We start from the raw sequence: 24,479 nt of genomic DNA on the forward strand, positions 1-24,479 counted from the left end.
TCATACAAAACCGAGATGATAGATTTTACATTTTCTTTCTATAATTGGAAACCGTAAGACAAAACCACAACGACAACGGTTCAGGAGGAAGAATATGAGAAGAAAACAGATCATCTCGGCTTTTTTAATTGGCGCCATGCTGGTGGGAGCTCAGCAGGCATGGGCAGCCACCGTCCACTATAACGACTCCAGCCTTACGGGCGACCCGGAGGAGTGGAACGCCTACGTGGCCGGCTGGGAAAACCTGGCAAACGACTACACCCAGGTTTCCTTAACGCCCGGCTGCGCGGCCACAGAGATAAACTTTGCCTGGTACAACCAGGGGACGGAAGGCAGCCCTATCGTATATTTCGGCACGGATCCCCAGAATCTGAAGGCCTATCACGGCACGTCAAACAGCGTGGACCCAAGCCTCACCGGCGGGAAATCGTACTGCTACAACTATGTGACCGTCACCGGCCTTGCGGAGAACACCACTTACTACTACGCGGTGGCGAAGGGGGATACGGTTTCCGCCACGGAGGTGTACCGTACCGGAGACTTTGACAGCGTAAACATCCTTTACGTGGGAGATCCCCAGGTGGGCGCCTCCAAGGGACAGCCTCAGGGAGAGGGAAAGCTGGTTCAGGGCACCGGCGCGGCCAACACGGCGGCCAGAAATGACGGCTTTGCCTGGGACCGCACCTTGGACATCGCTCTGGAGCAGAACCCGGACTTAAACTTCATGATCTCCGCCGGCGACCAGGTGAACAATACGGGAAACGCCAAGGAGGAGGAGTATGCGGCCTACCTGTCCGCCAGCGCGTTAAAGAGCCTGCCGGCAGCCACCACCATTGGAAACCACGACTCCTTAAACCCGGATTATTCCTACCATTTTAATAACCCCAACCCCACCGGTCTGGGAATGACCCAGGCGGGGGGAGACTACTACTACAGCTACGGCCCCGGCCTGTTCATTATGTTAAACACCAATAACTACAACGCGGCGGAGCACAAGGAGGCCATCCGCCAGGCTGTGGAGGCCTATCCGGACGCTCAGTGGCGGGTGGTGACCATCCATCAGGACATCTACGGCTCCGGCCTGGATCACTCTGACACGGACGGCATGATCCTGCGCACCCAGCTCACTCCCATTTTCGACGAGTTTGACATCGACGTGGTGCTCCAGGGACACGACCACACCTACAGCCGCTCCAAGCTGCTCTACGGCGACCAGAAGGAGCATAACAGCTACGAGTTCCGCTTAAACGAGGCCGGGGACGACTACGACTGGGACAACGCCTACAATAAGGAGACCGGCGAGAAGATCAGCCTCTACCCGGCAGAGGGCGACGCGGCAGCCGCGGAGGCAAAGGACCGTTTCACCGCCGACAACCGCTGCTACACCATCGAAACCGCCGGCGAGATGACGGTTACCGATCCCAAGGGAACTCTGTACATGACGGCAAACTCCGCCTCCGGTTCCAAATATTACGAGCTGACCAACGCACAGCAGGACTACATCGCCAACCGGAGCCAGAACTGGCTGCCCAGCTACTCTGTGATCAACATGGATCAGAATCATTTCAGCATCGCCACCTACCAGATCACGGACAGCGGCGCGGTGGAGACCATCGACAGCACCTTTACCATTCAGAAGACGGCGGGCAGATAAATGAAATCACTGACAGAACGAATTCGCAGACATTCCAGAACCATCATCCTTGCGGTTCTCGTTCTGGCGGCCGTGGGCGGACTGATCGTCCGCCTTCACGGCGTTGTCAGGACGGAGCTGGTAAACCGCACCGGCCAGACCTTTGAGACCGGTGTGGTGACGGAAATTTTGCAGGACAACCTCCAGGAGGACGGCACCCGGGTGGGCCAGCAGACGGTGGTGGTGCACATGACCAGCGGAGCGAAACAGGGGGAGGACCTGGTGACTACCAGCAACTCCGGCTATCTGTTTGGCGCTCCCTGTGAGGTGGGGATGCGGGTGGTGATCCTGCAGAGCGTGGCGGGAGAGACGGTGATTACCAGCGTCTATTCCATGGACCGCAAGGAGGTCATCATCGGTTTCGCCCTGCTGTACATCCTGGCCCTCTGCCTGGTGGGCGGCTGGCAGGGCGTCCGCGGCGCCCTGGGGCTGATTTTTACCTTCGCGGCTATCCTCTATATTTATCTGCCCCTGGTGTACCTGGGCCATTCCCCCTTCTGGGTGTCCGTATTTATCTGCGTGATCACCACCCTGGTTACCATGGCGCTCATCGGCGGGTTTACCAGGAAAACGGCCTGCGCCACCCTGGGGACCATGGCGGGGGTGGTGATCGCCGGGGCGGCGGCTACGGCCTTTTCCCATATGGCGGGCATCACTGGCTGGAATGTGTCGGACATTGAGAGCCTGATGACTTTGCAGCAGGTAAATGGGATCCAGGTGGGCGGCCTGCTGTTTTCCGGCCTTTTAATCAGCGCCCTGGGAGCGGTGATGGACGTGGCCATGTCCATTTCCAGCTCCATGCAGGAGCTGTGCGACCAGAATCCCTCCATCACCAGGATGGAGCTGATGCGGGCGGGAATGCGGGTGGGCCGGGACATGATGGGCACAGATTCCAACACCCTGATCCTGGCCTTCGCCGGCACCAGCCTTTCCATGCTGGTGATGAATTACGCCTACGACCTGCCGTTCCTGCAGATCATCAACTCCAACAACATCGGCATCGCCGTGATGCAGGGCCTTTCCGGCAGTTTCGGCATCGTACTGAGCGTACCGGCTACGGTGGTGATGGCGGCTTACATTTTGTGCTATAAGAAACCGCGCTCCCTGTGACAGAAATGTCCTGGCTCATGGGGACTTCGCGGGGAGAAACATACCTGTTCGCAGGGCGGCGCTCCGGCAGGAGCGGGCCCTGGCGCGGGCGCATACAAAATTCGCGTATAACATTTCGGAAATAAAAAAGGCTGCGACCGGCTGGCTGTGAGAAAAACAGTCAGCCGGTTTTTTGTGTCATGAGAAACCGCGTTCCCTACGGCACAAAAGCCTCCTGCGGGAGGCGCACACTTTTTCATGAAATCCTTTACAGCGCCACAAAAATAAGGTATCTTTTAGTTAGTTATAACGAACTAAGGAGAAAAACGATGGATTTGAAACAGCTGGAATATTTTACTGTCACCTGTGAATGCGGTAGCTTTTCCAAGGCGGCGGCCTGTATGTACACCTCTCAGCCCAACGTCAGCAAGGTGATCCGGGCGCTGGAGCACGAGCTGGGAAGGCCCCTTTTAAACCGCCACGGAAAAGGGGTGCGGCCCACGGCCTTCGGAAAATCGGTGCTGGAACACGCCAGGCTTATGCTAAAGCTTTCCGCCGCCATTGGGGCCCTGGCCCTGCCGGATGAGAGGGAAGGACTTCGCATTTCCGCCTATCCCAGCAACATGATTTCCCGCCTTCTGGTGGATTTCTACAAAGAGTGGGGCAGCCGGTTTCCCATCGAGTACCACGAGGGCGCGGTGGAGGAAATCACGGATCACGTCCACCAGGGGATTTCGGAACTTGCCATCGTATACGTGGCGCAGAACCAGGTGGCGTCGTTTCAGCATATTCTGGCCCACAAAAACCTGGAGTTTGTTCCCCAGGACGTGAAAAAGCTCTGCGTCTATGTGGGGCCGAACCATCCTCTGTACCAGAGTGACAGCATTGATTTTGAGGAACTTCCAAGGCTGAAATTTATCCGGGGGATCCGGGACTTTTTTTCCATGGAGCACCATCTGGAAAAGGCGAGTATGGGGGCAGTGGACACGAATCTGCTGGATTATATCATTTATACGAACAGCGACCATTTCAACATCAATCTGCTGCTTCATACGGATATTTGCAATCTGGGGCTGAAATTTATGTATGGCCCCTATCAGCAGTATGACATTAAAGCCCTGGAAATCAATGGGTGCGAGCCGTTTTTGCAGGTGGGATACGTAAAGGCGCCGGACCGCCTCCTAAGCCCTCAGGCGCTGTGGGTGATCGACCGTTTTCGTGAGATGCTGAAAAACGAGCTATAACAAAATGTTATGGGAATTCATAACATTTTGCCATCTGTTAGGATTGACTAACCTATGCTATGCTATCTCCTGTAGTATTTGACCGATACACAAGGAGGAATAAGATGAAAAGAAGAAGAATCACCGCGGCTCTCTGCGGCGCGTTTGCCATAGCTGCCCTTGCCGCCTGCGGCACCTCGTCCACCGGCGGAAAGGGACAGCAGGAAAGCGTGTCCGCGGCGGCCGGGGCGGCAAAAGAGGAGGAGGCCGTAAGGGACGAGCTGGTGTTTGTGAATTACCGGGACATCAGAGACCTAAATCCCCATCTGTACGCGGGAGAAATGTATGCCCAGAGCATTCTTTACGATACCTTAGTAAGCAACACCGAGGACGGATACGTGGGCTGTCTGGCGAAGGACTGGACCATCAGCGAGGACGGAAGGGTTTACACCTTCCATATCCGGGAAGGGGTGCAGTTTTCCGACGGGACGCCCTGTGACGCCAATGCCATCCTGGCCAATTTCAACGCTATTTTAGAAAACAGGGAGCGCCATACCTGGCTGGAGATGATGAACCTGCTGGTTGGCGTATCCGCGCCGGATCCCAATACCTTTGTGATCGAGATGAGCGAGCCGTACTATCCCATGTTGACGGAGCTGGCCTGCATCCGCCCCTTTGCCATGATCTCTCCGGAGTGCATGATTGACGGCAGCACCAAAAACGGGGTAAACGGCTATATTGGAACCGGCCCCTATGTGCTCACGGATTTCGTGACCGACGAGTACGCCGTTTTTGAGCGGAACGAGAACTACTGGGGCGAGGCGCCTGCCATCCAGAAGATCACCGTCAAGGTCATTCCCGACAACCAGACCAGGATCCTGGCCCTGGAAAAGGGGGAGATCGACCTGATTTTCGGCAAAAATATGCTGGACGCGGACGCCATAAGCCAGTACACGGACAGAGAGGAATTTACGGTAGGCATCTCGGCTCCCACCTCCACCAGGCACATTGTGCTGAACACAACCCACGAGATCTTAAAGGACGCCGATGTGAGAAAGGCGCTGCAGCACGCTACCAACCGCCAGGTGATTTCCGAAGGCATTTTCTACGGCCTGGAGCCGGCGGCGGAGACGCTTTACGCCCCCACCGTGCCGTATTGTGACGTAAAGCTGGAGCCCTACGCGTACAGCGCAGAGGAAGCGGGGCGTTTGCTGGACGAAGCGGGCTGGGTGATGGGCCGGGGAAATATCCGCGAGAAAGACGGCCGCAGGCTGGAGCTGGACCTTCTCTATAACAGCGACAGCGTGACGGAGAAGACCATTTCCGAGTACCTCCAGAGCGAATACCTGAAGCTGGGGATCAGCCTGAATATCCACGGCGAGGAGGAACAGTCCTACCGGGATAACATGAAGGCCGGAAACTTCGACATGGTGTTTAACATCTGCTGGGGAATGCCCTACGATCCCCAGTCCTCCCTGGCGGCCATGAGAGCGCCGGTGTACGGGGACTATGCGGCCCAGCAGGGCCTGGAGGACAAGGCGGAAATCGACGAGGCCATAACCAGGATCCTCACATCCACCGACGAAGCCGAGAGGCAGGAGCTGTATGAGTTTGTGCTGACCCGCCTCCATGAGGACGCCGTCTATCTTCCCCTTACATATGAAACCAACAAGGCCCTTTATACGTCCGGCCTGCATGGGGTTCATTTTGGAACGGATCAGTATGACGTAGATTTTGCAAGTATGTATTTTGAATAAATGTTCGAATATGCTGCTTTCCAGAAGATCGTTTCCAGGCGAAGCGGTCTTCTCTTTGTGTCGCAGGAAATGGCGTTTCCTGTGACAGAAAAGCCTCCGGCAAAGGCGCGCTCCGCGCAAAGGAACCTGGCCGCTGGCGCAGCCGCGCTCCGGTGTGAGACGCGCGCTGCCATGCACGCCTTTCCAGGGAACCGGCAGCATTAGAAAGAGAGGTGCGTGTGAAACGCTATGTGATACAGCGGCTGCTGATGGCAGTCCCGCTGCTGATGGCAATCTCCTTTGTCTGTTTTGTTTTTATCAATATGATCCCCTCCAATCCGGCGGAGGTGGCTCTCCGGGTGCAGCAGACCCCGATTATTACGGAGGAAACGGTGGCGGAGATGGAGGAAATGTTAGGGCTCAACAAGCCGTTTCTCGTCCGGTATTTTCACTGGGTGCTGGGCTGCCTGAAGGGGGATTTTGGCATCAGCTATGTAAATCCCGCCCGTACAGTGGCGGGAGAACTGGCCCGCAGCCTGCCGGCCACCCTGCAGCTGGCGGCCGCGTCCTTTGTCATCGTGACCGTGCTCAGCATCCCCATCGGCTTTCTCTGCGCGGTGTATAAGGACGGCTGGTTTGATAAACTGATGCGGGGCATTATTTTTATTACCACCGCCATGCCCGCCTACTGGGCCGGACTTTTGCTGATGTGGGGAATCAGCGTCAAATTAGGCCTTCTTCCCACCAATGGAAACGGGACCTGGAAACATATGATCCTCCCGTCGTTTACCGTAGCCCTCAGCTACATTTCCACCTATATCCGCCTGATCCGGAACAATATGCTGGAAAATATGAAACAGGACTACGTGCTCTATGCCAATGTCCGCGGCCTTCCCCAAAGGTCCATTCTGGTAAAGCATATTTTAAAAAATTCCATGCACACCTGCATCGTGGCCATGGGAATGAGCATCCCCCAGCTGATCGCGGGCACCATCGTGGTGGAAAACGTGTTCTCCTGGCCGGGGCTGGGAACGCTCTGCATCAGCTCCATTTTTAACCGGGATCTTCCCATTATTCAGGCCTATGTGCTGCTGATCGGCGTGCTGTTTGTGGTGTTTAACCTCGTGTTTGACATTCTTCAGACGGTGTCCGATCCGAGACTGCGAAAGGAGGATTAAAGCGTGAAACGCCGATTTTTTCATAACCGCACGGCGGTGGCCACAGTGGCCTTTGTCCTTTTGATCGGGCTGGTTGGGGTGTTCGCCCCGGTGGTTTCTCCCCACGACCCTTATGAAACCGACATTCTGAACAAGTTTGCGCGGTACAGCGCGGAGTATCCCCTGGGGACGGACCATCTGGGACGCTGTGTGCTGTCCCGGCTCATTTACGGCATCCGCCCGACCCTGGGCCTGGCGCTGCTCACCATGCTGGGGACCATTGCCCTTGGGGCGGTGATGGGGGTGCTTGCGGGGTATTTCCGCGGCGCGGTGGAGGAGGTCATTATGCGGGTGGTGGACGTGATGCTGTCTTTTCCCAGCCAGATCATGGTATTTGCCGTGGTGGGACTTCTGGGGATCAATGTCCAGAATGTCATTATCGCCAACGTGTTTATCAAATGGGCGTGGTACGCCCGCATGATCCGCACGGGAGTGATGCAGTACCGGGACCGCAACTTCGTGCAGTTTTCCCGCTGCGTGGGGATGCCGGAGCGGTTCATCCTCTTTCGCCATCTGCTGCCCTCCATCACCTCTGACCTGGCGGTTTTGGCCTCCCTGGATGTGGGCTGGGCCATTATCAATATTTCCACCCTCTCATTTTTAGGGCTTGGCGTCCAGGCGCCTGTCCCGGAGTGGGGGGCCATGTTAAATGAGGCCAAAAAGGTGCTTACCAGCAATCCGGTGCAGATGGTCGCTCCCGGCGTCGCCATTGTGGTGCTGGTATGCTGCTTTAACCTGATGGGGGATGCGTTAAGGGATGTGCTGGATCCGAAGGAGGTGGAGCGATGACGCCCGTGTTTGAACTGGAGGGCCTGAGGGTGTCCCTCTGTCAGCGGCACCGGCAGACGGAGCTGGTAAAGGGGGTATCCTTTTCCGTCAGCCCCGGTCAGTGCCTGGGGATTTTAGGGGAGTCGGGGAGCGGGAAATCCATGTCCATAAAAGCGGCCATGGGTCTGCTTGATAAAGGGTTCTTTGTCTCCGGCAGCGCCAGATTCCAGGGGGAGGAGCTGTTAGGAAAAAGCGCGGAGGAGCTGCGCCGGCTGAGAGGGGGAAAGGTGGGGATGATCCTCCAGAACCCCATGACCTGTTTTGACCCCTTATACCGTGTGGGAGCCCAGATTTCTGAGACCTTTGCAGCCCACACCAGCCTGAACGCGGCCCAGATCCGCCAGCGTTCCATGGAAATGTTAAAGACCATGAGGATCCGCCACCGGGAGGAGGTTCTGGAAAAATATCCCCACCAGCTCTCCGGCGGGATGCTCCAGCGGATTATGATCGGAATCGCCGCCGCCATGGAACCGGCCCTGCTGATCGCGGACGAACCGACCACCGCCATCGACGCCATCACCCAGGCAGAGATTTTGGACGAGTTAATCCGGATCAAACGGGAAAACCAGACGGCCATGGTCTTCATTTCCCATGATCTGAATGCGGTCTCCCGCATTGCTGACGAGATTGTGGTGCTGAATCAGGGACAGGTGGTGGACCGTGGGGATTTTCACCACATTCTCCACCACGCCGCGGATCCCTATACCCGGCTGCTGGTGGAAAAACGGGCGGCGGTAATGCGCCGCTACCGAAGCGTTCTGGAGGGAAAGGAGGCGGACCATGCTTGAATTAAAAGGGATCTGCGTGAGCTTTCGCAGGGAGCGGCAGGACAAACTGTTCGGCCATACCAGACGGCAGGTGCTGTTTGACGTATCCTTCTCCGTAAGGGAGGGGTCATGCCTTGGGATTTTAGGAGAATCGGGGAGCGGGAAATCCACCATGGGGCGGGTGCTCTGCGGCCTGTTAAAGCCGGACCGGGGAGAAGTCCTGCTGGACGGCGTTTCGGTTTACGCCTCCCGGGCCGGTCGGAAAAATCTGCAAAACAAGCTGAGCGTGGTCTTTCAGGACTATACTACCTCGGCAAATCCCAGGTTTCAGGTGAAGGATATTATCGGAGAAGGCCTTGCGGTGCGGGAACGCCGGGAGGGGAGAGCCCTTGACCGGCCAAAGGAGGTCCGGGAGCTGCTAAACCTTGTGGGGCTTTCCTGGGAATTTGCGGGAAGATTCCCCCATGAGATCTCCGGCGGCCAGCTCCAGAGAGTGTGCATCGCCCGGGCGGTGGCCTGCAGGCCGGAAGTGATTTTATTTGACGAGGCCATTTCCTCCCTGGACGCCCATACCCAGGTGCAGGTGATGGATCTGCTCCGGGAATTAAAGGAGAAACTAAAGCTGACCTACGTGTTTATCACCCACGACCTGACCTCCATCACCTATCTGTGCGACGACGTCCTGTTTCTGTACCAGGGCCGGGTATCGGAGCACCTTCCGGTCAGCCGGATCAGCGGGACGAAGGACGAGTACGCCAGAAAGCTGCTGGAGTCCATCGTGGTGTTTGACACAGAGGACAGGGAAGATTGCGGAGAAAACGATTTATTGGAAAAGGGGGGAATTCTATGATAATTTGCGGAGAAACCATAGAGAACGGTGAGAAAAGGAAAATAGAGATTCCCGTAAAGGGGGCGGAGCCTCTGGAGGCTTTTTTCGTTTGCGGGGCGAAACCGGGAAAGACCCTGGTGCTGACCTCCGGCGTTCACGGCTGTGAATATGTGGGGGTGGAGGCCCTGCGGACCGTTTTTAGGAAACTGTCCCCGGAAATGCTTTCCGGAGCCGTGATTTTGCTGCCGGTGGCCAATCCCAGCGGATTTTACCAGGGGGCAAAGCAGGTGGTGCCGGAGGACGGCGTCAATCTGAACCGGGCCTTTCCGGGAGAGGAAAACGGGAGCCTGGCCTACCGGATCGCTTACGCGGTGGAGCGGTATCTCTATCCCGCCGCCGACTTCCTGGCGGACCTCCACAGCGGGGACTGCAATGAGGCCCTCCATCCGCTGGTGTTTTTCCCCACGGCGGGAGAAGATAAGGGAAACCGGGAGGCGCTGGCTGCGGCGAAGGCCCTGTCCGTCCCTTACCGCGTCCGTTCCACGGCGAAAAACGGGCTTTACAGCTGGGCAGTCCAGAAAGGGATCCCGGCCTTGCTTTTGGAACGGGGCGGGCAGGGGAGATGGTCGAGGGAGGAGGTGGACGCCTGCGTCCAGGATGTGGAGGCGCTTTTAAGGCATCTTGGCATCCTCCCGGGAGAAACCTGGGAGAGAGAGCAGACGGAGATCGTGGAAATGGTTTACGTGGAGGCGGAAACGCAAGGGTTCTGGTATCCGGAGGTCTCGGCCAATATGCCGGTCTTTTCCGGCCATCTGCTGGGGCGGATTGAGAACGGGGACGGGGAGACGGTTCAGGAGGTGCGGGCGGAATTTGACGGCATTGTACTCTACTATACCACGGCCCTGGGGGTGGGCAGGGGCGATCCGCTGGTTGCCTATGGACATCCGTAAGGGAGGCCAGAGCGGCTGCGATTTCATCCCCATTTCAAAGATTTTCTAAAACTGTTGGAATTCCAACAGAATCTTCCCCGCTGTTCTGTTATCCTATCCCTATCCCAAGAGGCGGAAAGGAGACTAGATTATGAAGAACAGCGGAGAAATGTTTTGCTATCAGTGTCAGGAGACGGCGGGGTGCAGCGGCTGCACCAGGGCGGGAGTGTGCGGAAAGAAACCGTCCACAGCCAGGCTCCAGGACGTTTTGATTTACAGCGTCAAAGGCCTGGCGGAGCTGCTGACCCGCATGAGGGAGGCAGGGGAGCCGGTGCCGGAGGAGGACAGCCGTCTGGTGCGGGACGGCCTCTTTGTCACCATCACAAATGCCAACTTTGACGACCGGGCTATAGAAAAAGACATCCGGAAGGTCCAGCGGGAGAAAGCAGGGCTTTTGGAAACCCGGCCCTCCCTTCAGGCGGCGAAGGCGGCGGGAACCCTCTCAGAGGCGGCCCTCTGGACGGAGGAGAAGACCGTTCACCCGGCGGCGGGGGTGCTGACGGCGGAGGACGAGGACGTGAGGAGCCTGCGGGAGCTTCTCACCTACGGCTTAAAGGGCATGGCCGCTTATCTGAAACACGCCGGTGCCCTGGGGATGGGAGATGAAAACATCGACGCCTTCCTCCAGCGGGCCCTGGCGGCGACCCTGGACGGGGACGCGGGGGCGGAAACCCTGACGGCCCTGGTGCTGGAGGCTGGAAAATACGGAGTGGACGCCATGGCCCTGTTGGACCAGGCCAACCGGGCGGCCTACGGGGAGCCGGAGATCACGAAGGTGAACATCGGCGTGAGAAAGAATCCGGCCATTCTGGTCTCCGGCCACGACCTGCGGGACCTGGAAATGGTGTTAAAGCAGACGGAGGGCACCGGCGTGGACGTCTACACCCACTCGGAAATGCTGCCAGCCCACTATTACCCGGCCTTTAAACGGTACAGCCATTTCGCGGGAAATTACGGAAACGCCTGGTGGAAACAACGGGAGGAGTTTGAGGCTTTCCACGGGCCGGTGCTCCTCACCACCAACTGCCTGGTGCCCCCGAAGGACAGCTACAAAGACCGGGTGTACACCACCGGGGCCGCCGGGTATCCCGGCTGCGTCCACATTCCGGGGGAGCCGGGGGAGGAAAAGGATTTCTCCCCTCTGATCCGCCATGCCAAACGGTGCGCCCCGCCGGAGGAGCTGGAGACGGGGGAGATCGTGGGCGGCTTTGCTCACAGCCAGGTGATGGCCCTGGCCGGCCCCATTGTGGAGGCGGTGAAATCCGGCGCCATCCGAAAATTCGTGGTGATGGCCGGCTGCGACGGCAGGAGCCGCTCCAGGGAGTATTACACGGAGTTTGCGAAAGCCCTTCCCAAGGACACGGTGATCCTCACCGCCGGCTGCGCCAAATACCGCTACAACAAGCTGGATCTGGGGGACATCGGCGGCATTCCCAGAGTCCTGGACGCCGGCCAGTGCAACGATTCCTACTCCCTGGCGGTGATCGCCCTGAAACTAAAGGAGGCCTTCGGCCTGGAGGACATCAACGGCCTGCCCATCGTGTACAACATTTCCTGGTATGAGCAGAAGGCGGTGATCGTGCTTTTGGCCCTTCTTCACCTGGGAGTGAAAAACATCCATCTGGGCCCCACTCTGCCCGCCTTCCTCTCCCCCGGCGTGGCCGGCCTTCTGGCGGAGCAGTTCGGCATCGGAGGGATCTCCACCGTGGAGGAGGATCTGGAGCGGTTTTTAGCCTGACGGTGTTTCGCCGCTCCCACCGGGAACGGGAGCGGTGGGAAAACGGTTCGCGAAACGGTTCCGGCCGGAAAAGGAGAGAATTACCCTTGACTAATATCCTTCCTCCGTCCTATGCTGGATGGAGGAGGGATTCGTTATGAAATCATTGTCGGAGGCAAAGGCGGGGGAGCGCTGCGAGATCAAATGGATGCTTGGCATCCCGGAATTTTTGGAGTTTCTGAGAATCCGGGGCGTGGAGGTGGGGACCACGGTGAGCGTGATCCAGAACCGCGCCGGTAGCCTGATCATCGGCACCGGAACCAGGCGCATCGCTTTAAGCGGCGAGGTGGCTGCCCGGATTAAGGTGTAGAACCGCGGATCAAGGCTTGACAAACCGGCCCAAACTCTATATGATAGGGAAAGAATAGACCACAGGCTGGGAAAAAGAGGAGTAAGTCTTCCGATCCCGACAGAGAGGGGCGCTCACAGGCTGGAAGGCGCGCCGGGGAGGAGAGGCCGAAGGTAGCTTTGGAGCTGGGCGGTGAAATCAGGCGTTGCGTGATCAGCCGTTCCCGGATGGTCCCCGTTACAGGACTAAAAGAGATTGCCGGTTCAAGGTAGGACGGCAGAAACAAAGGTGGTACCGCGATGATTCGCCCTTTGTACGCAGATGCTGCGTGCAGAGGGCTTTTTCCTTTTATCAGGACGTGTTTTCTTTTGCGTCCCTGTGAAAGGAAATGGCCCTGGCGCGAACCGGCGCCGCGGCGCGCCCCGTGTGGACCGGACCGGCGCTGCCATCAGGAAAGGAGAGGCATATGCTGTATAAATTTTGCCCGGAATGCGGGAAAAAACTGAGGATGCGGAAGATGTGGGACGAAGGGGAAGTGCCCTTCTGCGACGGCTGTGACATTGCCTGGTATGAGCATCCGGCGCCCTGCATCATCACCCTGGCGGTCAACCAGTTTGAGGAGGTGGCCCTGCTGCGCCAGGACTACATTATGGAAAACAACTACGTGCTGGTGGCCGGATACATAAAGCCGGGGGAGACGGCGGAGGAGACGGCCTTCCGGGAGGTGGAGGAGGAGATCGGCGTAAAGCTGGATTCCATCAGCCGCGTCCGCAGCTTTGCCATCCCGGAGAAGGAGCTTTTGATGCTGGGCTATGTAGGATTTGGAGACAAGGTGGATTTAAACCTTTCCACCGAGGTGGATTCCGCCGTCTGGGTGCCGGCAAAGGAGGCTTTGGAGAAACTGAAGGGGAGCGAGATCGCCTACCGCATTCTGGAGGCGTATTTAGAGGACCCGGAAGGGATCAGGAGGAGCGCCGATGAAAAGAGACAGTTCCTGCCGGAGAGAGAGTAGCAGCTGTGAAAGCTGTGAAAACTACGTCTACGACGAGGACTACGGCTATTACGTGTGTGAAGCCCAGCTGGACGAGGATGAGATGGCCCATTTTCTGGCGGGCCGGCAGTTTGACTGCCCCTTCTACCGCCTGGACGACGAGTACCGCATTGTGAGAAAACAGATATAAACCATATAAAAATAGGAAAACAAAAGGAGACGACCATGAAAGAACTGGAAAAAACCTACACTCCAGGAGAGATTGAGAGCCGCATTTATCAGAAGTGGCTGGACAAAAAATACTTCCACGCAGACGCGAAGGAAGGGGAGCGGAAAGGGAAAAAGCCCTTCACCATCGTGATGCCGCCGCCCAATGTAACGGGCCAGCTGCACATGGGCCATGCCCTGGACAATACCATGCAGGACATTTTAATCCGTTACAAGCGGATGCAGGGCTATGAGGCCCTGTGGCAGCCAGGCACGGATCACGCCGCCATCGCCACGGAGGTCAAGGTCATCAACAAGCTGAAGGAAGAAGGCATTGACAAGCACGACCTGGGCAGAGAGGGCTTTTTAAAGGAGGCCTGGAAGTGGAAAGAGGAGTATGAGAGCCGCATTGTGAGCCAGATGTACAAGATGGGCGTTTCCCCCGACTGGGACCGGATGCGTTTCACCATGGACGAGGGCTGCTCCAAGGCCGTACAGGAGGTTTTCATCAAGCTGTACGAGAAAGGCTACATTTATAAAGGCTCCCGCATTATCAACTGGTGCCCGGTGTGCCAGACCTCCATCTCCGACGCCGAGGTAGAGCACCAGGAGCAGAACGGATATTTCTGGCATATCAACTACCCCATCGTCGGGGAGGAAGGCCGGTTTGTGGAGATCGCCACCACCCGCCCGGAGACCATGCTGGGAGATACGGCCGTGGCCGTAAACCCGGAGGACGAGCGGTATAAGGATTTAATCGGAAAGACCCTGCGCCTGCCCCTCACAGACCGGGAGATCCCGGTGATCGCCGACGAGTACGTGGACAAGGAGTTCGGAACCGGCTGCGTGAAGATCACCCCGGCCCACGACCCCAACGACTTTGAGGTGGGGCGCCGCCACAACCTGCCGGAGATCTGCATGATGAACGACGACGCCACCATTTCCGTGCCGGGCAAATACTTCGGCATGGACCGCTACGAGGCCAGAAAAGCCATGGTGGCAGATCTGGAGGAGCAGGGGTTGCTGGTAAAGGTGGTTCCCCACTCCCACAACGTAGGCACCCACGACCGCTGCAAGACCACCGTAGAGCCCATGGTCAAGCAGCAGTGGTTTGTAAAGATGGAGGAGATGGCAAAGCCTGCCATCCAGGCCCTGCACACCGGCGATTTGAAATTCGTGCCGGAAAACTTTGGAAAGACCTACCTTCACTGGCTGGAGGGCATCCGGGACTGGTGCATTTCCAGACAGCTCTGGTGGGGCCACCGCATCCCGGCCTACTACTGCGATGAGTGCGGAGAGCTGGTGGTGGCCAGAGAGCAGCCGGAGAAATGCCCGAAGTGCGGCTGCGCCCACATGACCCAGGACGAGGATACCCTGGATACCTGGTTCTCCTCCGCCCTGTGGCCCTTCTCCACCTTAGGCTGGCCGGAGCAGACGGAGGAGATGAAGTATTTCTACCCCACCGACGTGCTGGTGACCGGCTACGACATCATTTTCTTCTGGGTGGTGCGCATGGTGTTCTCCGCCCTGGAGCAGACGGGAACCGTTCCCTTCCACACCGTGCTCATCCACGGCCTGGTGCGGGATTCCCAGGGACGGAAGATGAGCAAATCCTTAGGAAACGGCATTGATCCCCTAGAGGTAGTGGAAAAATACGGCGCCGACGCCCTGCGCATGACCCTGATGACGGGAAATGCCCCCGGAAACGATATGCGTTTCTACTGGGAGAGAGTGGAGGCCAGCCGCAATTTTGCAAATAAAGTGTGGAACGCCAGCCGTTTCATCATGATGAACATTGAAAAAGCTCCGGAAGGCACGGCAGAAATGAGCGATCTGACCATGGCCGACAAGTGGATCCTCTCCAAGGTGAACCGCCTGGCGAAGGACGTGACGGAGAATATGGACAAGTACGAGCTGGGAATCGCCCTCCAGAAGGTCTACGACTTCATCTGGGAGGAGTTCTGCGACTGGTACATCGAGATGGTAAAGCCCCGTCTCTGGGGCGACGGCGACGCCACCAAGGCGGCGGCCATCTGGACCTTAAAGACGGTGCTGATCCAGTCCTTAAAGCTGCTTCATCCCTTCATGCCCTTTATCACGGAGGAAATCTTCTGCAACCTGCAGGATGAGGAGGAGTCCATCATGATTTCCGCATGGCCGGAGTACCGGGCGGAGTGGGATTTCGCCGCCGAGGAGAAAGCGGTGGAGACCATCAAGGAGGCGGTTCGCGCCATCCGCGGCGTGAGAACCTCCATGAACGTGCCCCCCAGCAAGAAGGCGAAGGTGTACGTGGTGTCTGAAAACGACGAGCTGTTAGCCATCTTTGAGCACAGCAAGGTGTTCTTCGCCACCCTGGGCTACGCCAGCGAGGTCCTGTTGCAGAAGGATAAGGCGGGCATCGGCGACGACGCCGTTTCCGCGGTGATCCCCCAGGCCAATATCTACCTGCCCTTCGCGGAGCTGGTGGACATTGAGAAGGAGATCGAGCGGCTGCAGGCGGAGGAGAAACGCCTGGCCGGAGAGCTGGCCCGGGTCAACGGAATGCTGAACAACGAAAAATTCATGAGCCGCGCCCCCGAAGCAAAAGTAGCGGAGGAGCGGGCGAAACTGGAAAAATACACGCACATGATGGAGCAGGTGAAGGAACGCCTGAGCCAGCTGGGGAAATAAAACCATGATCTATACCGCGCTTACAAACAAAGCCATGAAACTGGCCTACACCGCCCATCACGGACAGACGGACACCGGCGGACTGCCATACATTTTTCATCCCTTCCACTTAGCGGAGCAGATGACAGACGAGATTACCGTCTGCGTGGCCCTGCTCCACGACGTGGTGGAGGACACGCCCGTCACCCTGGAGGAGCTGGAAAAGGAGTTTCCGAAAGAGGTGACAGAGGCTCTGCGGCTCTTAACCCACGAGGAGGGAACGGACTACTTTGATTACGTGCGGGCCATCCGGGAAAATCCTGTGGCAAAGGCGGTGAAACTGGCCGACTTAGCCCACAACAGCGACGAGACCAGGCTGGCGGGCTGCGCCTTCGTTTCTGAGGAGCAGATCCGCCGCTGGCGGGAAAAGTACGCCAGGGCCAGACGGATCCTGGAGACGGGCGAGGATCCCGGCGTCTGAAACCAGGCGGCGTGAAACTGTGACGAAAACCCCGAGGGAACCTGCCAACCCACCGGCCATCCGGCCAGGCGGTTGCTTTTTCCCGCGGGGTATACTATAATCAAGGCGAGGTCCCGGCGCGGTCCGGGACGATGCGGAAAATATAGGATGGAAGGAGTTGTTGACTGTGGCAAAGGTATATGCGTTTATGGCTCCGGGCATGGAGGAAGTGGAGTGCCTGGCAGTTGCGGATGTGCTGATCAGAGGCGGTGTGGAGGTGAACCTGGTGTCCATCACCGACAGCCTGGAGGTGGTGAGCTCCCACAAGATCACCGTAAAGGCGGACTGCCTGTTAAAGGATGTGGACTGGGAGAACGGAGACGTGTTCTTCCTGCCGGGAGGACTTCCCGGAGCCCCGAATCTGGCTGCCTGCAAAGAGCTGGGAGAGCACCTGGTGCAGGCGTATGAGGCCGGCAAGCGGGTGGCGGCCATCTGTGCCGGACCGTCCGTGCTGGGCGGACTGGGAATCCTGGAGGGAAAGACGGCCACCTGTTTCCCGGGCTTTGAGGACAAGCTGACGGGAGCGGAGTACACCAGACAGGGCGTGGTCACCGACGGGAACGTCACCACGGCCAGAGGACTGGGCTACGCCCTGGATCTGGGCCTGGAGCTTTTAAAGCTTTTGGATTCCCCGGAGGCGGCGGCTAAAATCAAGGCGGCCATCCAGTACGACCAGGTATAAGCGGAGAACAGCAGGGATAAAGGTATAAAATGGAAGAATTCCGGATACCATGAGAGGGACGGCGGTTCCTTTCCGGTATTCGGAATTTTACTGTGAAAGCCCCGGATGGCGACGATATAGATGGGCGTGCTTGCACGCACAGATATATCGGCATCAGACGGGCAAGACGGTATGAGAAAGGAGGGCGATAGCCCGTATTTCGAATACCGTCGGCAGATGGCGGGAACGCCGCAGGCGTGGAGCCATCTGGCTTTCATGATTCGTGATGACCGCGTTAGCGGTCATGTCCGTTTTATGTCCGGAAAAAACAACGTCTGGAAAGCCCGGAAAATAAGGACTTTTAGCGAGAAAAAGGCAATTTCCTATTGATATTTACCAAAGTAGTATGATATAATGCAAACTTGAGGTGCAACGCCCTGATGGAAGGCGGTTCACATATATTTCAAGGAGGAACCCACGAGATGAGTTTACAGGTAGAAAAATTAGAGAAGAATATGGCGAAGCTGACGGTGGAGGTGCCGGCAGAGAAGTTTATCGAGGCCATCGGCCATGCCTATAAAAAGAATAAAAACAGATTCAATGTGCCGGGCTTCAGAAAAGGAAAAGTGCCGCAGGCCATGATCGAGAAAATGTACGGCCCGGAAGTGTTCTATGAGGACGCTGCCAATGAGGCCATCGGCCAGTCCTACGACGCCGCTGCCAAGGAGAGCGGACTGGACATCGTTTCCAGACCGGAGATCGACCTGGTGCAGATCGAGAAGGGCAAGGACTTCATCTACACCGCTACGGTTGCCGTAAAGCCGGAAGTGACCCTGGGCCAGTACAAGGGCGTTGAAGTAGAAAAGGCCAGCGCGGAAGTGACCGACGAGGACGTGGAGAAAGAGTTAAAGAAGGTACAGGAGCAGAACTCCAGACTGGTGACCGTGGACGACAGAGCCGTTCAGGACGGAGACCAGGTGGTGATCGACTTTGACGGCTATGTGGACGGAGAGCAGTTCGACGGCGGCAAGAGCGAGGACTACCCCCTGACCATCGGTTCCCACACCTTCATCGACACCTTTGAGGAGCAGCTCATCGGCAAGAACGCCGGCGAGGAGTGCGAAGTAAACGTGACCTTCCCCACGGAGTACCACGCGGCAGAGCTGGCAGGAAAGCCGGCCGTGTTCAAGGTAACGGTAAAGGAGATCAAGTACAAGGAGCTCCCGGAGTTAAACGATGAGTTTGCCGGCGAGGTTTCCGAGTTTGAGACCCTGGAGGAGTACAAGGCTGACGTGAGAGCGAAACTGGCGGAGGCGAAGGAGAAACAGGCCGCTACGGAGAATGAGAACCGCGTAGTAGAGGCTGTTGTAAAGAACGCCACCATGGAGATCCCGGAGCCGATGATCGACGCCCAGCTGGACAACATGGTAAATGAGTATGCCCGCAATATGCAGAGCCACGGCATTTCCTTAGATCAGTATATGCAGTACACCGGAATGACCATCGACAAGATCAAGGAGCAGATGCGTCCGCAGGCGGTCAAGAGAATCGAGACCAGACTGGTGCTTGAGGCAGTTGCGAAGGCTGAGAACATCCAGGTTTCTGACGAGAAGGTAGATGAGGAGATCGGCAAGATGGCAGCAGCCTACAAGATGGAGCCGGAGAAGTTAAAGGGCTACATGGGCGAGGCGGAGATCGCCAGCATGAAGGAAGATCTTGCTGTACAGGAAGCCGTAGATTTCCTGGTAGCAGAAGCAAAGTTAGCATAAGATTTTTACGGGCTGCTGCACACAAAGGATTGCGGCAGCCCTTTCTCTTAACGGGAGGTAATAAAGATGAGTTTAGTACCTTATGTTATTGAATCCACCAGCCGCGGGGAGCGTTCCTATGACATTTACTCCCGGCTGTTAAAAGACCGCATTATTTTCCTGGGCGAGGAGGTGACGGACGTGTCCGCCAGCCTGATCGTGGCCCAGCTGCTGTTTTTAGAGTCTGAGGATCCGGGCAAGGACATCAGCCTTTACATCAACAGCCCCGGCGGTTCCGTGACGGCGGGCATGGCCATCTATGACACCATGCAGTATATCAAGTGTGACGTTTCCACCATCTGCATCGGCATGGCGGCCAGCATGGGCGCCTTCCTGCTGGCAGGCGGCGCGAAGGGCAAGCGCCTGGCGCTCCCCAACGCGGAGGTGATGATCCATCAGCCCTCCGGCGGCGCCCAGGGCCAGGCCACGGAGATCCAGATCGTGGCGGAGAAGATTCTCCAGACGAAACGGAAGTTAAACGAGATCCTGGCGGCCAACACCGGCCAGCCCTACGAGGTGATCGCAAGGGATACAGAGCGGGATCACTACATGACCGCGGAGGAGGCCATGGCCTATGGCCTGATCGACCGGGTCATCACCAGCCGGTAAGATGATTTTAATTTGAAAAAAGCGAGGTAGCAATATGCCAGGCAGGATAGAGGACAAGATACGCTGTTCCTTCTGCGGGAAAACGCAGGACCAGGTCAGAAAGCTGATCGCCGGCTCCGGAAATGTGTATATCTGCGACGAGTGCATTGATCTGTGCGCGGAGATTCTGGAGGAGGAGCTGGCCGGTGAGGAGGATGGCTTTGACGTAAACGACATCAACCTCATGAAACCCAAGGAGATCAAGGAATTTCTGGATGAGTACGTCATCGGCCAGGACGAGGCGAAAAAGGTTCTTTCCGTAGCGGTTTACAACCATTACAAGAGAGTGACATCCAGGAAAACCATGGACGTAGACGTGCAAAAGAGCAACATTCTGATGTTAGGCCCCACCGGTTCCGGAAAGACTTATCTGGCCCAGACGCTGGCGAAGATCTTAAATGTGCCCTTTGCCATCGCCGACGCCACGGCTCTCACCGAGGCGGGCTACGTGGGCGAGGATGTGGAGAACATCCTGTTAAAGCTCATCCAGGCGGCAGACTATGACATCGCCAGGGCGGAGTACGGCATCATTTATATCGACGAGATCGACAAGATTACGAAAAAGTCGGAGAACGTCTCCATTACCAGGGACGTGTCCGGCGAGGGCGTACAGCAGGCCCTCTTAAAGATCCTGGAGGGAACGGTGGCCAGCGTTCCGCCTCAGGGAGGCAGAAAGCACCCCCACCAGGAGCTTTTGCAGATCGACACCACCAACATCCTGTTCATCTGCGGCGGAGCCTTCGACGGGCTGGAGAAGATCGTGGAGAGACGGATTTCCACCAGCTCCATCGGCTTTAACGCGGAGATCATGGATCGGAACACCATGGACATCGACCAGCTGCTCCATCAGGCCCTGCCGGAGGATCTGGTGAAATTCGGCCTGATTCCGGAGTTTATCGGCCGTGTGCCGGTGACCGTGTCCTTAAATCTTCTGGACCGGGCGGCCCTGGTGCGGATCCTCACGGAGCCGAAGAACGCCCTGACCAAGCAGTACCAGAAGCTGTTTGAGCTGGACGACGTAAAGCTGGAGTTCACCCCCGACGCCATCGAGAAGATCGCGGAGCTGGCGGTGGAGCGGAAGACCGGAGCCAGAGGCCTGCGGGCCATCATGGAGTCGGTGATGGTGGATCTGATGTACGAGATCCCCTCCGACAGCACCATCGGAATCTGCACCATCACCAGGGACGTGGTGGAAAAGACGGGAAAGCCGGAGATCGTTTACCGGGATACGGCCGTTCCCAGAAAAGCCTTTGGCCAGCGCCTGAAAAAGGACAGGACAGGGGAGATCGCCTAAGGCGGCAGAGGGAAACCGAGGGCGGCCGTCTGGACGTCCTGTAAAATAAAACAGAGGAAATGTTCACGTGAAATGGGAGCGCCGCTCCCATTTTGCGTATGAGATATATTGGATACAGGAGGAGGAAACAGATTGGAAGAAAGAAACATAACCATGCCGGTGGTGGCCCTGAGGGGCCTGACGGTACTTCCTGGAATGACCATACATTTTGACGTGAGCCGGGAGAAGTCGGTGAAGGCGGTGGAGAAGGCCATGGTGGGAGACCAGAAGGTCTTTCTCACGGCCCAGAAGGATCCGGAGATCGAGGATCCCACAGTGGATCAGCTCTGCCCCATCGGCACCGTTTCCATGGTAAAACAGCTGGTAAAACTCCCCGGCGGCATCGTGCGGGTGATGGTGGACGGCATGGGCAGAGGAGAGCTGGTGTGCCTGGATTCCGACGAGCCCATGCTGATGGGAGAGATCCAGGATCTTCCCATGGAGAAGGAGGATCTGGACTACCTCACCGCCGAGGCCATGAGCCGGGTGTTGAAGGAAAAGCTGGAGGAGTACGGAAAGGAAAACCAGCGGGCGGCCAAGGAAATTCTCCCCGCCCTGCTGGGAACCAATAACCTGGAGGAGCTTTTGGAGGAGACGGCGGTCCAGCTGCCCTTCGAGTACCGGGCCCGCCAGACCATCCTGGAGAGCATGACTGTGACGGAAAAATATGAGCGGGTGTTAAAGGCCCTCATGGACGAGATCTCCATCGTGCGGATCAAGCGGGAATTCCAGATGAAGGTGAAGGAGGCCATTGACAAGAACCAGCGGGATTACATCCTGCGGGAGCAGCTGCGGGTGATCCGGGACGAGCTGGGGGAGGACAGCCCCGGCACGGAAGGAGACGAGTACGAGAGGCAGCTGGAGCAGCTGAAGGCGGACAAGGAGACAAAGGAAAAGATCCGCAAGGAGATCAGCCGTTTTAAGACCATGCCCAGCGGCAGCCAGGAGGCAAACGTGCTCCGCACTTACATTGAGACCCTGCTGGAGCTGCCCTGGAACAAGATGTCCAAGGACAACCAGGATTTAAAACGGGCGGAGGAGATCTTAAACCACGACCACTACGGCCTGGAAAAGGTGAAGGAGCGGATCATCGAGTATCTGGCGGTGCGCACCCTGACGAAAAAGCAGGGTAGCACCATCCTCTGCCTGGTGGGTCCTCCTGGAACGGGAAAAACCTCCATCGCCCGCTCTGTGGCCAGGGCCTTGAATAAGAAATACGTCCGCATCAGCCTGGGAGGCATCCGGGATGAGGCGGAGATCCGCGGCCACCGGAAGACCTACGTGGGCGCCATGCCCGGCCGCCTGGTGGACGGCCTGCGGCAGGCGGGGGTGGCCAATCCCCTGATGCTTCTGGACGAGATCGACAAGGTGAGCAGCGACTACAAGGGAGATACGGCCTCCGCCCTGCTGGAGGTGCTGGACGGGGAGCAGAACGTGAAGTTCCGGGACCACTACGTGGAGACTCCCATCGACTTGTCCAACGTGTTCTTCATCGCCACCGCCAACACCACCGCCACCATCCCCGGCCCCCTGTTGGACCGCATGGAGCTGATCGAGATCAACAGCTACACGGAGAACGAGAAGTTCCACATCGGCCGGGAGTACCTGGTGAAAAAGCAGATGGAGCGAAACGGCTTAAAAGAAGGCCAGTTTACCATTTCCGACAAGGCCCTGAAGAAAATCATCCACAACTACACCAGGGAGGCGGGAGTCCGCAGCCTGGAGCGGCGCATCGGCGACGTCTGCCGGAAAGCGGCCAGACAGGTGATTGAGGAGAAACGGGATTCCGTCCACGTCACCGAGGCCCAGCTGGAGAAATACCTGGGCAAGGAGCGGGTATCCTTTGAGGATGCCAACGAGGAGGACGCTGTGGGTATCGTCCGCGGCCTGGCCTGGACCAGCGTGGGAGGGGACACCCTGCAGATCGAGGTGAACGTCATGCCTGGAAAGGGCGTGCTAAAGCTCACCGGCCAGATGGGAGACGTGATGAAGGAGTCCGCCCAGACGGCTCTCAGCTACATCCGCTCCGTGAGCGCGGAGTACGGGGTGGACGAGGAGTATTTTGAGAAACACGACATTCACATCCATATCCCGGAGGGGGCAGTGCCCAAGGACGGCCCCTCTGCCGGCATCACCATGGCCACGGCCATGCTCTCCGCCGTAACCGGGAAAAAGGTGTCCGCCAAGGTGGCCATGACCGGGGAGATCACCCTCCGGGGCCGGGTACTGCCCATCGGCGGTTTAAAGGAAAAGGTGCTGGCGGCGAAGATGGCCCACATGAAAAAGGTGCTGGTGCCGGATAAGAACCGCAGGGACATTTCCGAGCTCTCCAGGGAGATCACCGGAGGCCTGACGATCGTTTACGTGAAGGCCATGGAGGATGTGCTGCGGGAAGCATTTGTGTAAACAGGAGAGGAGAACGAACATGATCATAAAGAGCGCCGAGCTGGAGACCGTGTGCGGCATCACCAGCAAGCTGCCGGAAAACGAGCTGCCGGAGTTTGCCTTCGCGGGAAAATCAAACGTGGGGAAATCCTCCCTGATCAACGCGCTGATGAACCGGAAGTCCTTAGCCAGAACCTCCTCCCAGCCGGGAAAGACCCAGACCATCAACTTTTATCTGATCAATAAGGATATGTACTACGTGGATCTGCCCGGCTACGGCTACGCCAAGGTGTCCGTGGAGGTGAAGGCCAAGTGGGGGAAAATGATCGAGCGGTATCTGAGGAATTCCAAAGCGCTGAAATGCGTATTCCTCCTCATCGACATCCGCCACGAGCCCTCCGCCAACGACAGGATGATGTACGACTGGATCGTGGACAACGGCTACCACCCCATCATCATCGCCACCAAACTGGATAAGATCAAGCGCAGCCAGGTGGCAAAGCAGGTAAAGCTGATCCGCACCACTTTGAATATGGAGAAAGAGGGCCTGATCATCCCCTTCTCCGCGGAGACAAAGCAGGGGCGGGAGGAGATCTGGGAGTATCTGGAGTCCTATCTGAAACCGGAGGAACCGGAAATGCCGGCTGAGGCTCCCGAAACGGGGGAAAACCAGAAATAGGACGGCTGGAAAACAGGAGAAAAGGAAAGAGAGAGACAGGGAAACCGCGGAGACCGGTCATTTGGCCGCCGCGGGGGCCCTGTTTTTTTGTGCATATTTTACAAAAATCGCTGAAAAATACCGGGGGGGGGGTAATCTGCTTGCGCAGTCCCCAAGGTTCT

The 24,479-nt window shown here is 57.4% G+C and carries 22 protein-coding genes; all 22 read left to right on the forward strand.

Translation table 11 applies throughout. The features are described from left to right. Positions 1-94 precede the first annotated feature (94 nt). On the forward strand, positions 95-1,654 hold the full coding sequence (locus B5E84_RS09645) for a purple acid phosphatase family protein (RefSeq protein WP_087222133.1): 1,560 nt from the start codon (positions 95-97) through the stop codon (positions 1,652-1,654). Continuing rightward, positions 1,655-2,803: a YibE/F family protein gene (locus tag B5E84_RS09650; RefSeq protein WP_242963335.1), complete on the forward strand. Its 1,149-nt coding sequence runs from the start codon at positions 1,655-1,657 to the stop codon at positions 2,801-2,803. 308 nt (positions 2,804-3,111) lie between these two features. Continuing rightward, complete coding sequence (locus B5E84_RS09655; protein ID WP_087222135.1) at positions 3,112-4,026, forward strand: LysR family transcriptional regulator; 915 nt, start codon at positions 3,112-3,114, stop codon at positions 4,024-4,026. Positions 4,027-4,130: 104 nt separating this feature from the next. Then, complete coding sequence (gene nikA / locus B5E84_RS09660; protein WP_087222137.1) at positions 4,131-5,762, forward strand: nickel ABC transporter substrate-binding protein; 1,632 nt, start codon at positions 4,131-4,133, stop codon at positions 5,760-5,762. Positions 5,763-5,980: 218 nt separating this feature from the next. Continuing rightward, a complete protein-coding gene (gene opp1B, locus B5E84_RS09670; protein ID WP_087222141.1) occupies positions 5,981-6,919 on the forward strand; it encodes a nickel/cobalt ABC transporter permease in 939 nt (312 codons plus the stop codon). A 3-nt stretch (positions 6,920-6,922) separates the two neighbouring features. Continuing rightward, a complete protein-coding gene (gene opp1C, locus B5E84_RS09675; protein ID WP_087222143.1) occupies positions 6,923-7,747 on the forward strand; it encodes a nickel/cobalt ABC transporter permease in 825 nt (274 codons plus the stop codon). Continuing rightward, the gene (locus tag B5E84_RS09680) at positions 7,744-8,574 is read left to right on the forward strand and encodes an ABC transporter ATP-binding protein (protein ID WP_087222145.1); all 831 of its coding nucleotides are present in this window, start codon (positions 7,744-7,746) and stop codon (positions 8,572-8,574) included. The genes opp1C and B5E84_RS09680 overlap by 4 nt, the downstream gene beginning before the upstream one ends. Next, on the forward strand, positions 8,567-9,403 hold the full coding sequence (locus B5E84_RS09685) for an ABC transporter ATP-binding protein (RefSeq protein ID WP_087222147.1): 837 nt from the start codon (positions 8,567-8,569) through the stop codon (positions 9,401-9,403). Before B5E84_RS09680 ends, B5E84_RS09685 begins: the two co-directional genes overlap by 8 nt. Beyond that, positions 9,400-10,332 (forward strand): M14 family metallopeptidase, encoded by a 933-nt coding sequence (locus tag B5E84_RS09690; protein WP_087222149.1) that lies wholly within the window; start codon positions 9,400-9,402, stop codon positions 10,330-10,332. Before B5E84_RS09685 ends, B5E84_RS09690 begins: the two co-directional genes overlap by 4 nt. A 130-nt stretch (positions 10,333-10,462) precedes the next feature. Further along, a complete protein-coding gene (hcp, locus tag B5E84_RS09695) occupies positions 10,463-12,109 on the forward strand; it encodes a hydroxylamine reductase (RefSeq protein WP_087222151.1) in 1,647 nt (548 codons plus the stop codon). Positions 12,110-12,245: 136 nt separating this feature from the next. After that, positions 12,246-12,458: a FeoA family protein gene (locus B5E84_RS09700; RefSeq protein WP_087222153.1), complete on the forward strand. Its 213-nt coding sequence runs from the start codon at positions 12,246-12,248 to the stop codon at positions 12,456-12,458. A gap of 445 nt (positions 12,459-12,903) precedes the next feature. After that, positions 12,904-13,449 carry an NAD(+) diphosphatase gene (locus tag B5E84_RS09705; RefSeq protein WP_162612838.1) on the forward strand — a complete coding sequence of 182 codons (546 nt, stop codon included), beginning with the start codon at positions 12,904-12,906 and terminating at the stop codon, positions 13,447-13,449. Beyond that, on the forward strand, positions 13,415-13,618 hold the full coding sequence (locus tag B5E84_RS09710) for a DUF6472 family protein (RefSeq protein ID WP_087222156.1): 204 nt from the start codon (positions 13,415-13,417) through the stop codon (positions 13,616-13,618). The genes B5E84_RS09705 and B5E84_RS09710 overlap by 35 nt, the downstream gene beginning before the upstream one ends. Positions 13,619-13,653: 35 nt before the next feature. Beyond that, entirely contained in the window at positions 13,654-16,305 is a 2,652-nt protein-coding gene (locus B5E84_RS09715; protein ID WP_087222158.1) for a valine--tRNA ligase, read from the forward strand. Between the two features lie 4 nt (positions 16,306-16,309). Further along, the gene (locus B5E84_RS09720; RefSeq protein ID WP_087222160.1) at positions 16,310-16,765 is read left to right on the forward strand and encodes an HD domain-containing protein; all 456 of its coding nucleotides are present in this window, start codon (positions 16,310-16,312) and stop codon (positions 16,763-16,765) included. Between the two features lie 166 nt (positions 16,766-16,931). Further along, positions 16,932-17,486 carry a DJ-1 family glyoxalase III gene (locus tag B5E84_RS09725; protein ID WP_087222162.1) on the forward strand — a complete coding sequence of 185 codons (555 nt, stop codon included), beginning with the start codon at positions 16,932-16,934 and terminating at the stop codon, positions 17,484-17,486. 120 nt (positions 17,487-17,606) lie between these two features. Beyond that, entirely contained in the window at positions 17,607-17,855 is a 249-nt protein-coding gene (locus B5E84_RS09730) for a hypothetical protein (protein WP_087222164.1), read from the forward strand. Positions 17,856-17,947: 92 nt separating this feature from the next. Beyond that, on the forward strand, positions 17,948-19,234 hold the full coding sequence (gene tig / locus B5E84_RS09735) for a trigger factor (RefSeq protein ID WP_087222166.1): 1,287 nt from the start codon (positions 17,948-17,950) through the stop codon (positions 19,232-19,234). Between the two features lie 66 nt (positions 19,235-19,300). Next, on the forward strand, positions 19,301-19,882 hold the full coding sequence (gene clpP / locus B5E84_RS09740) for an ATP-dependent Clp endopeptidase proteolytic subunit ClpP (protein WP_087222168.1): 582 nt from the start codon (positions 19,301-19,303) through the stop codon (positions 19,880-19,882). A 34-nt stretch (positions 19,883-19,916) separates the two neighbouring features. After that, a complete protein-coding gene (clpX, locus tag B5E84_RS09745; RefSeq protein ID WP_087222170.1) occupies positions 19,917-21,215 on the forward strand; it encodes an ATP-dependent Clp protease ATP-binding subunit ClpX in 1,299 nt (432 codons plus the stop codon). Between the two features lie 132 nt (positions 21,216-21,347). Next, positions 21,348-23,660, forward strand: a complete 2,313-nt coding sequence (lon, locus tag B5E84_RS09750; RefSeq protein WP_087222172.1) for an endopeptidase La — start codon at positions 21,348-21,350, stop codon at positions 23,658-23,660. Positions 23,661-23,679: 19 nt separating this feature from the next. Next, complete coding sequence (gene yihA, locus B5E84_RS09755; RefSeq protein ID WP_242963336.1) at positions 23,680-24,318, forward strand: ribosome biogenesis GTP-binding protein YihA/YsxC; 639 nt, start codon at positions 23,680-23,682, stop codon at positions 24,316-24,318. Positions 24,319-24,479 lie beyond the last annotated feature (161 nt).

The sequence above is a fragment of the Lachnoclostridium sp. An14 genome (genome assembly GCF_002160755.1).
In the GTDB taxonomy this organism is placed as follows: Bacteria; Bacillota; Clostridia; order Lachnospirales; family Lachnospiraceae; genus Lachnoclostridium_A.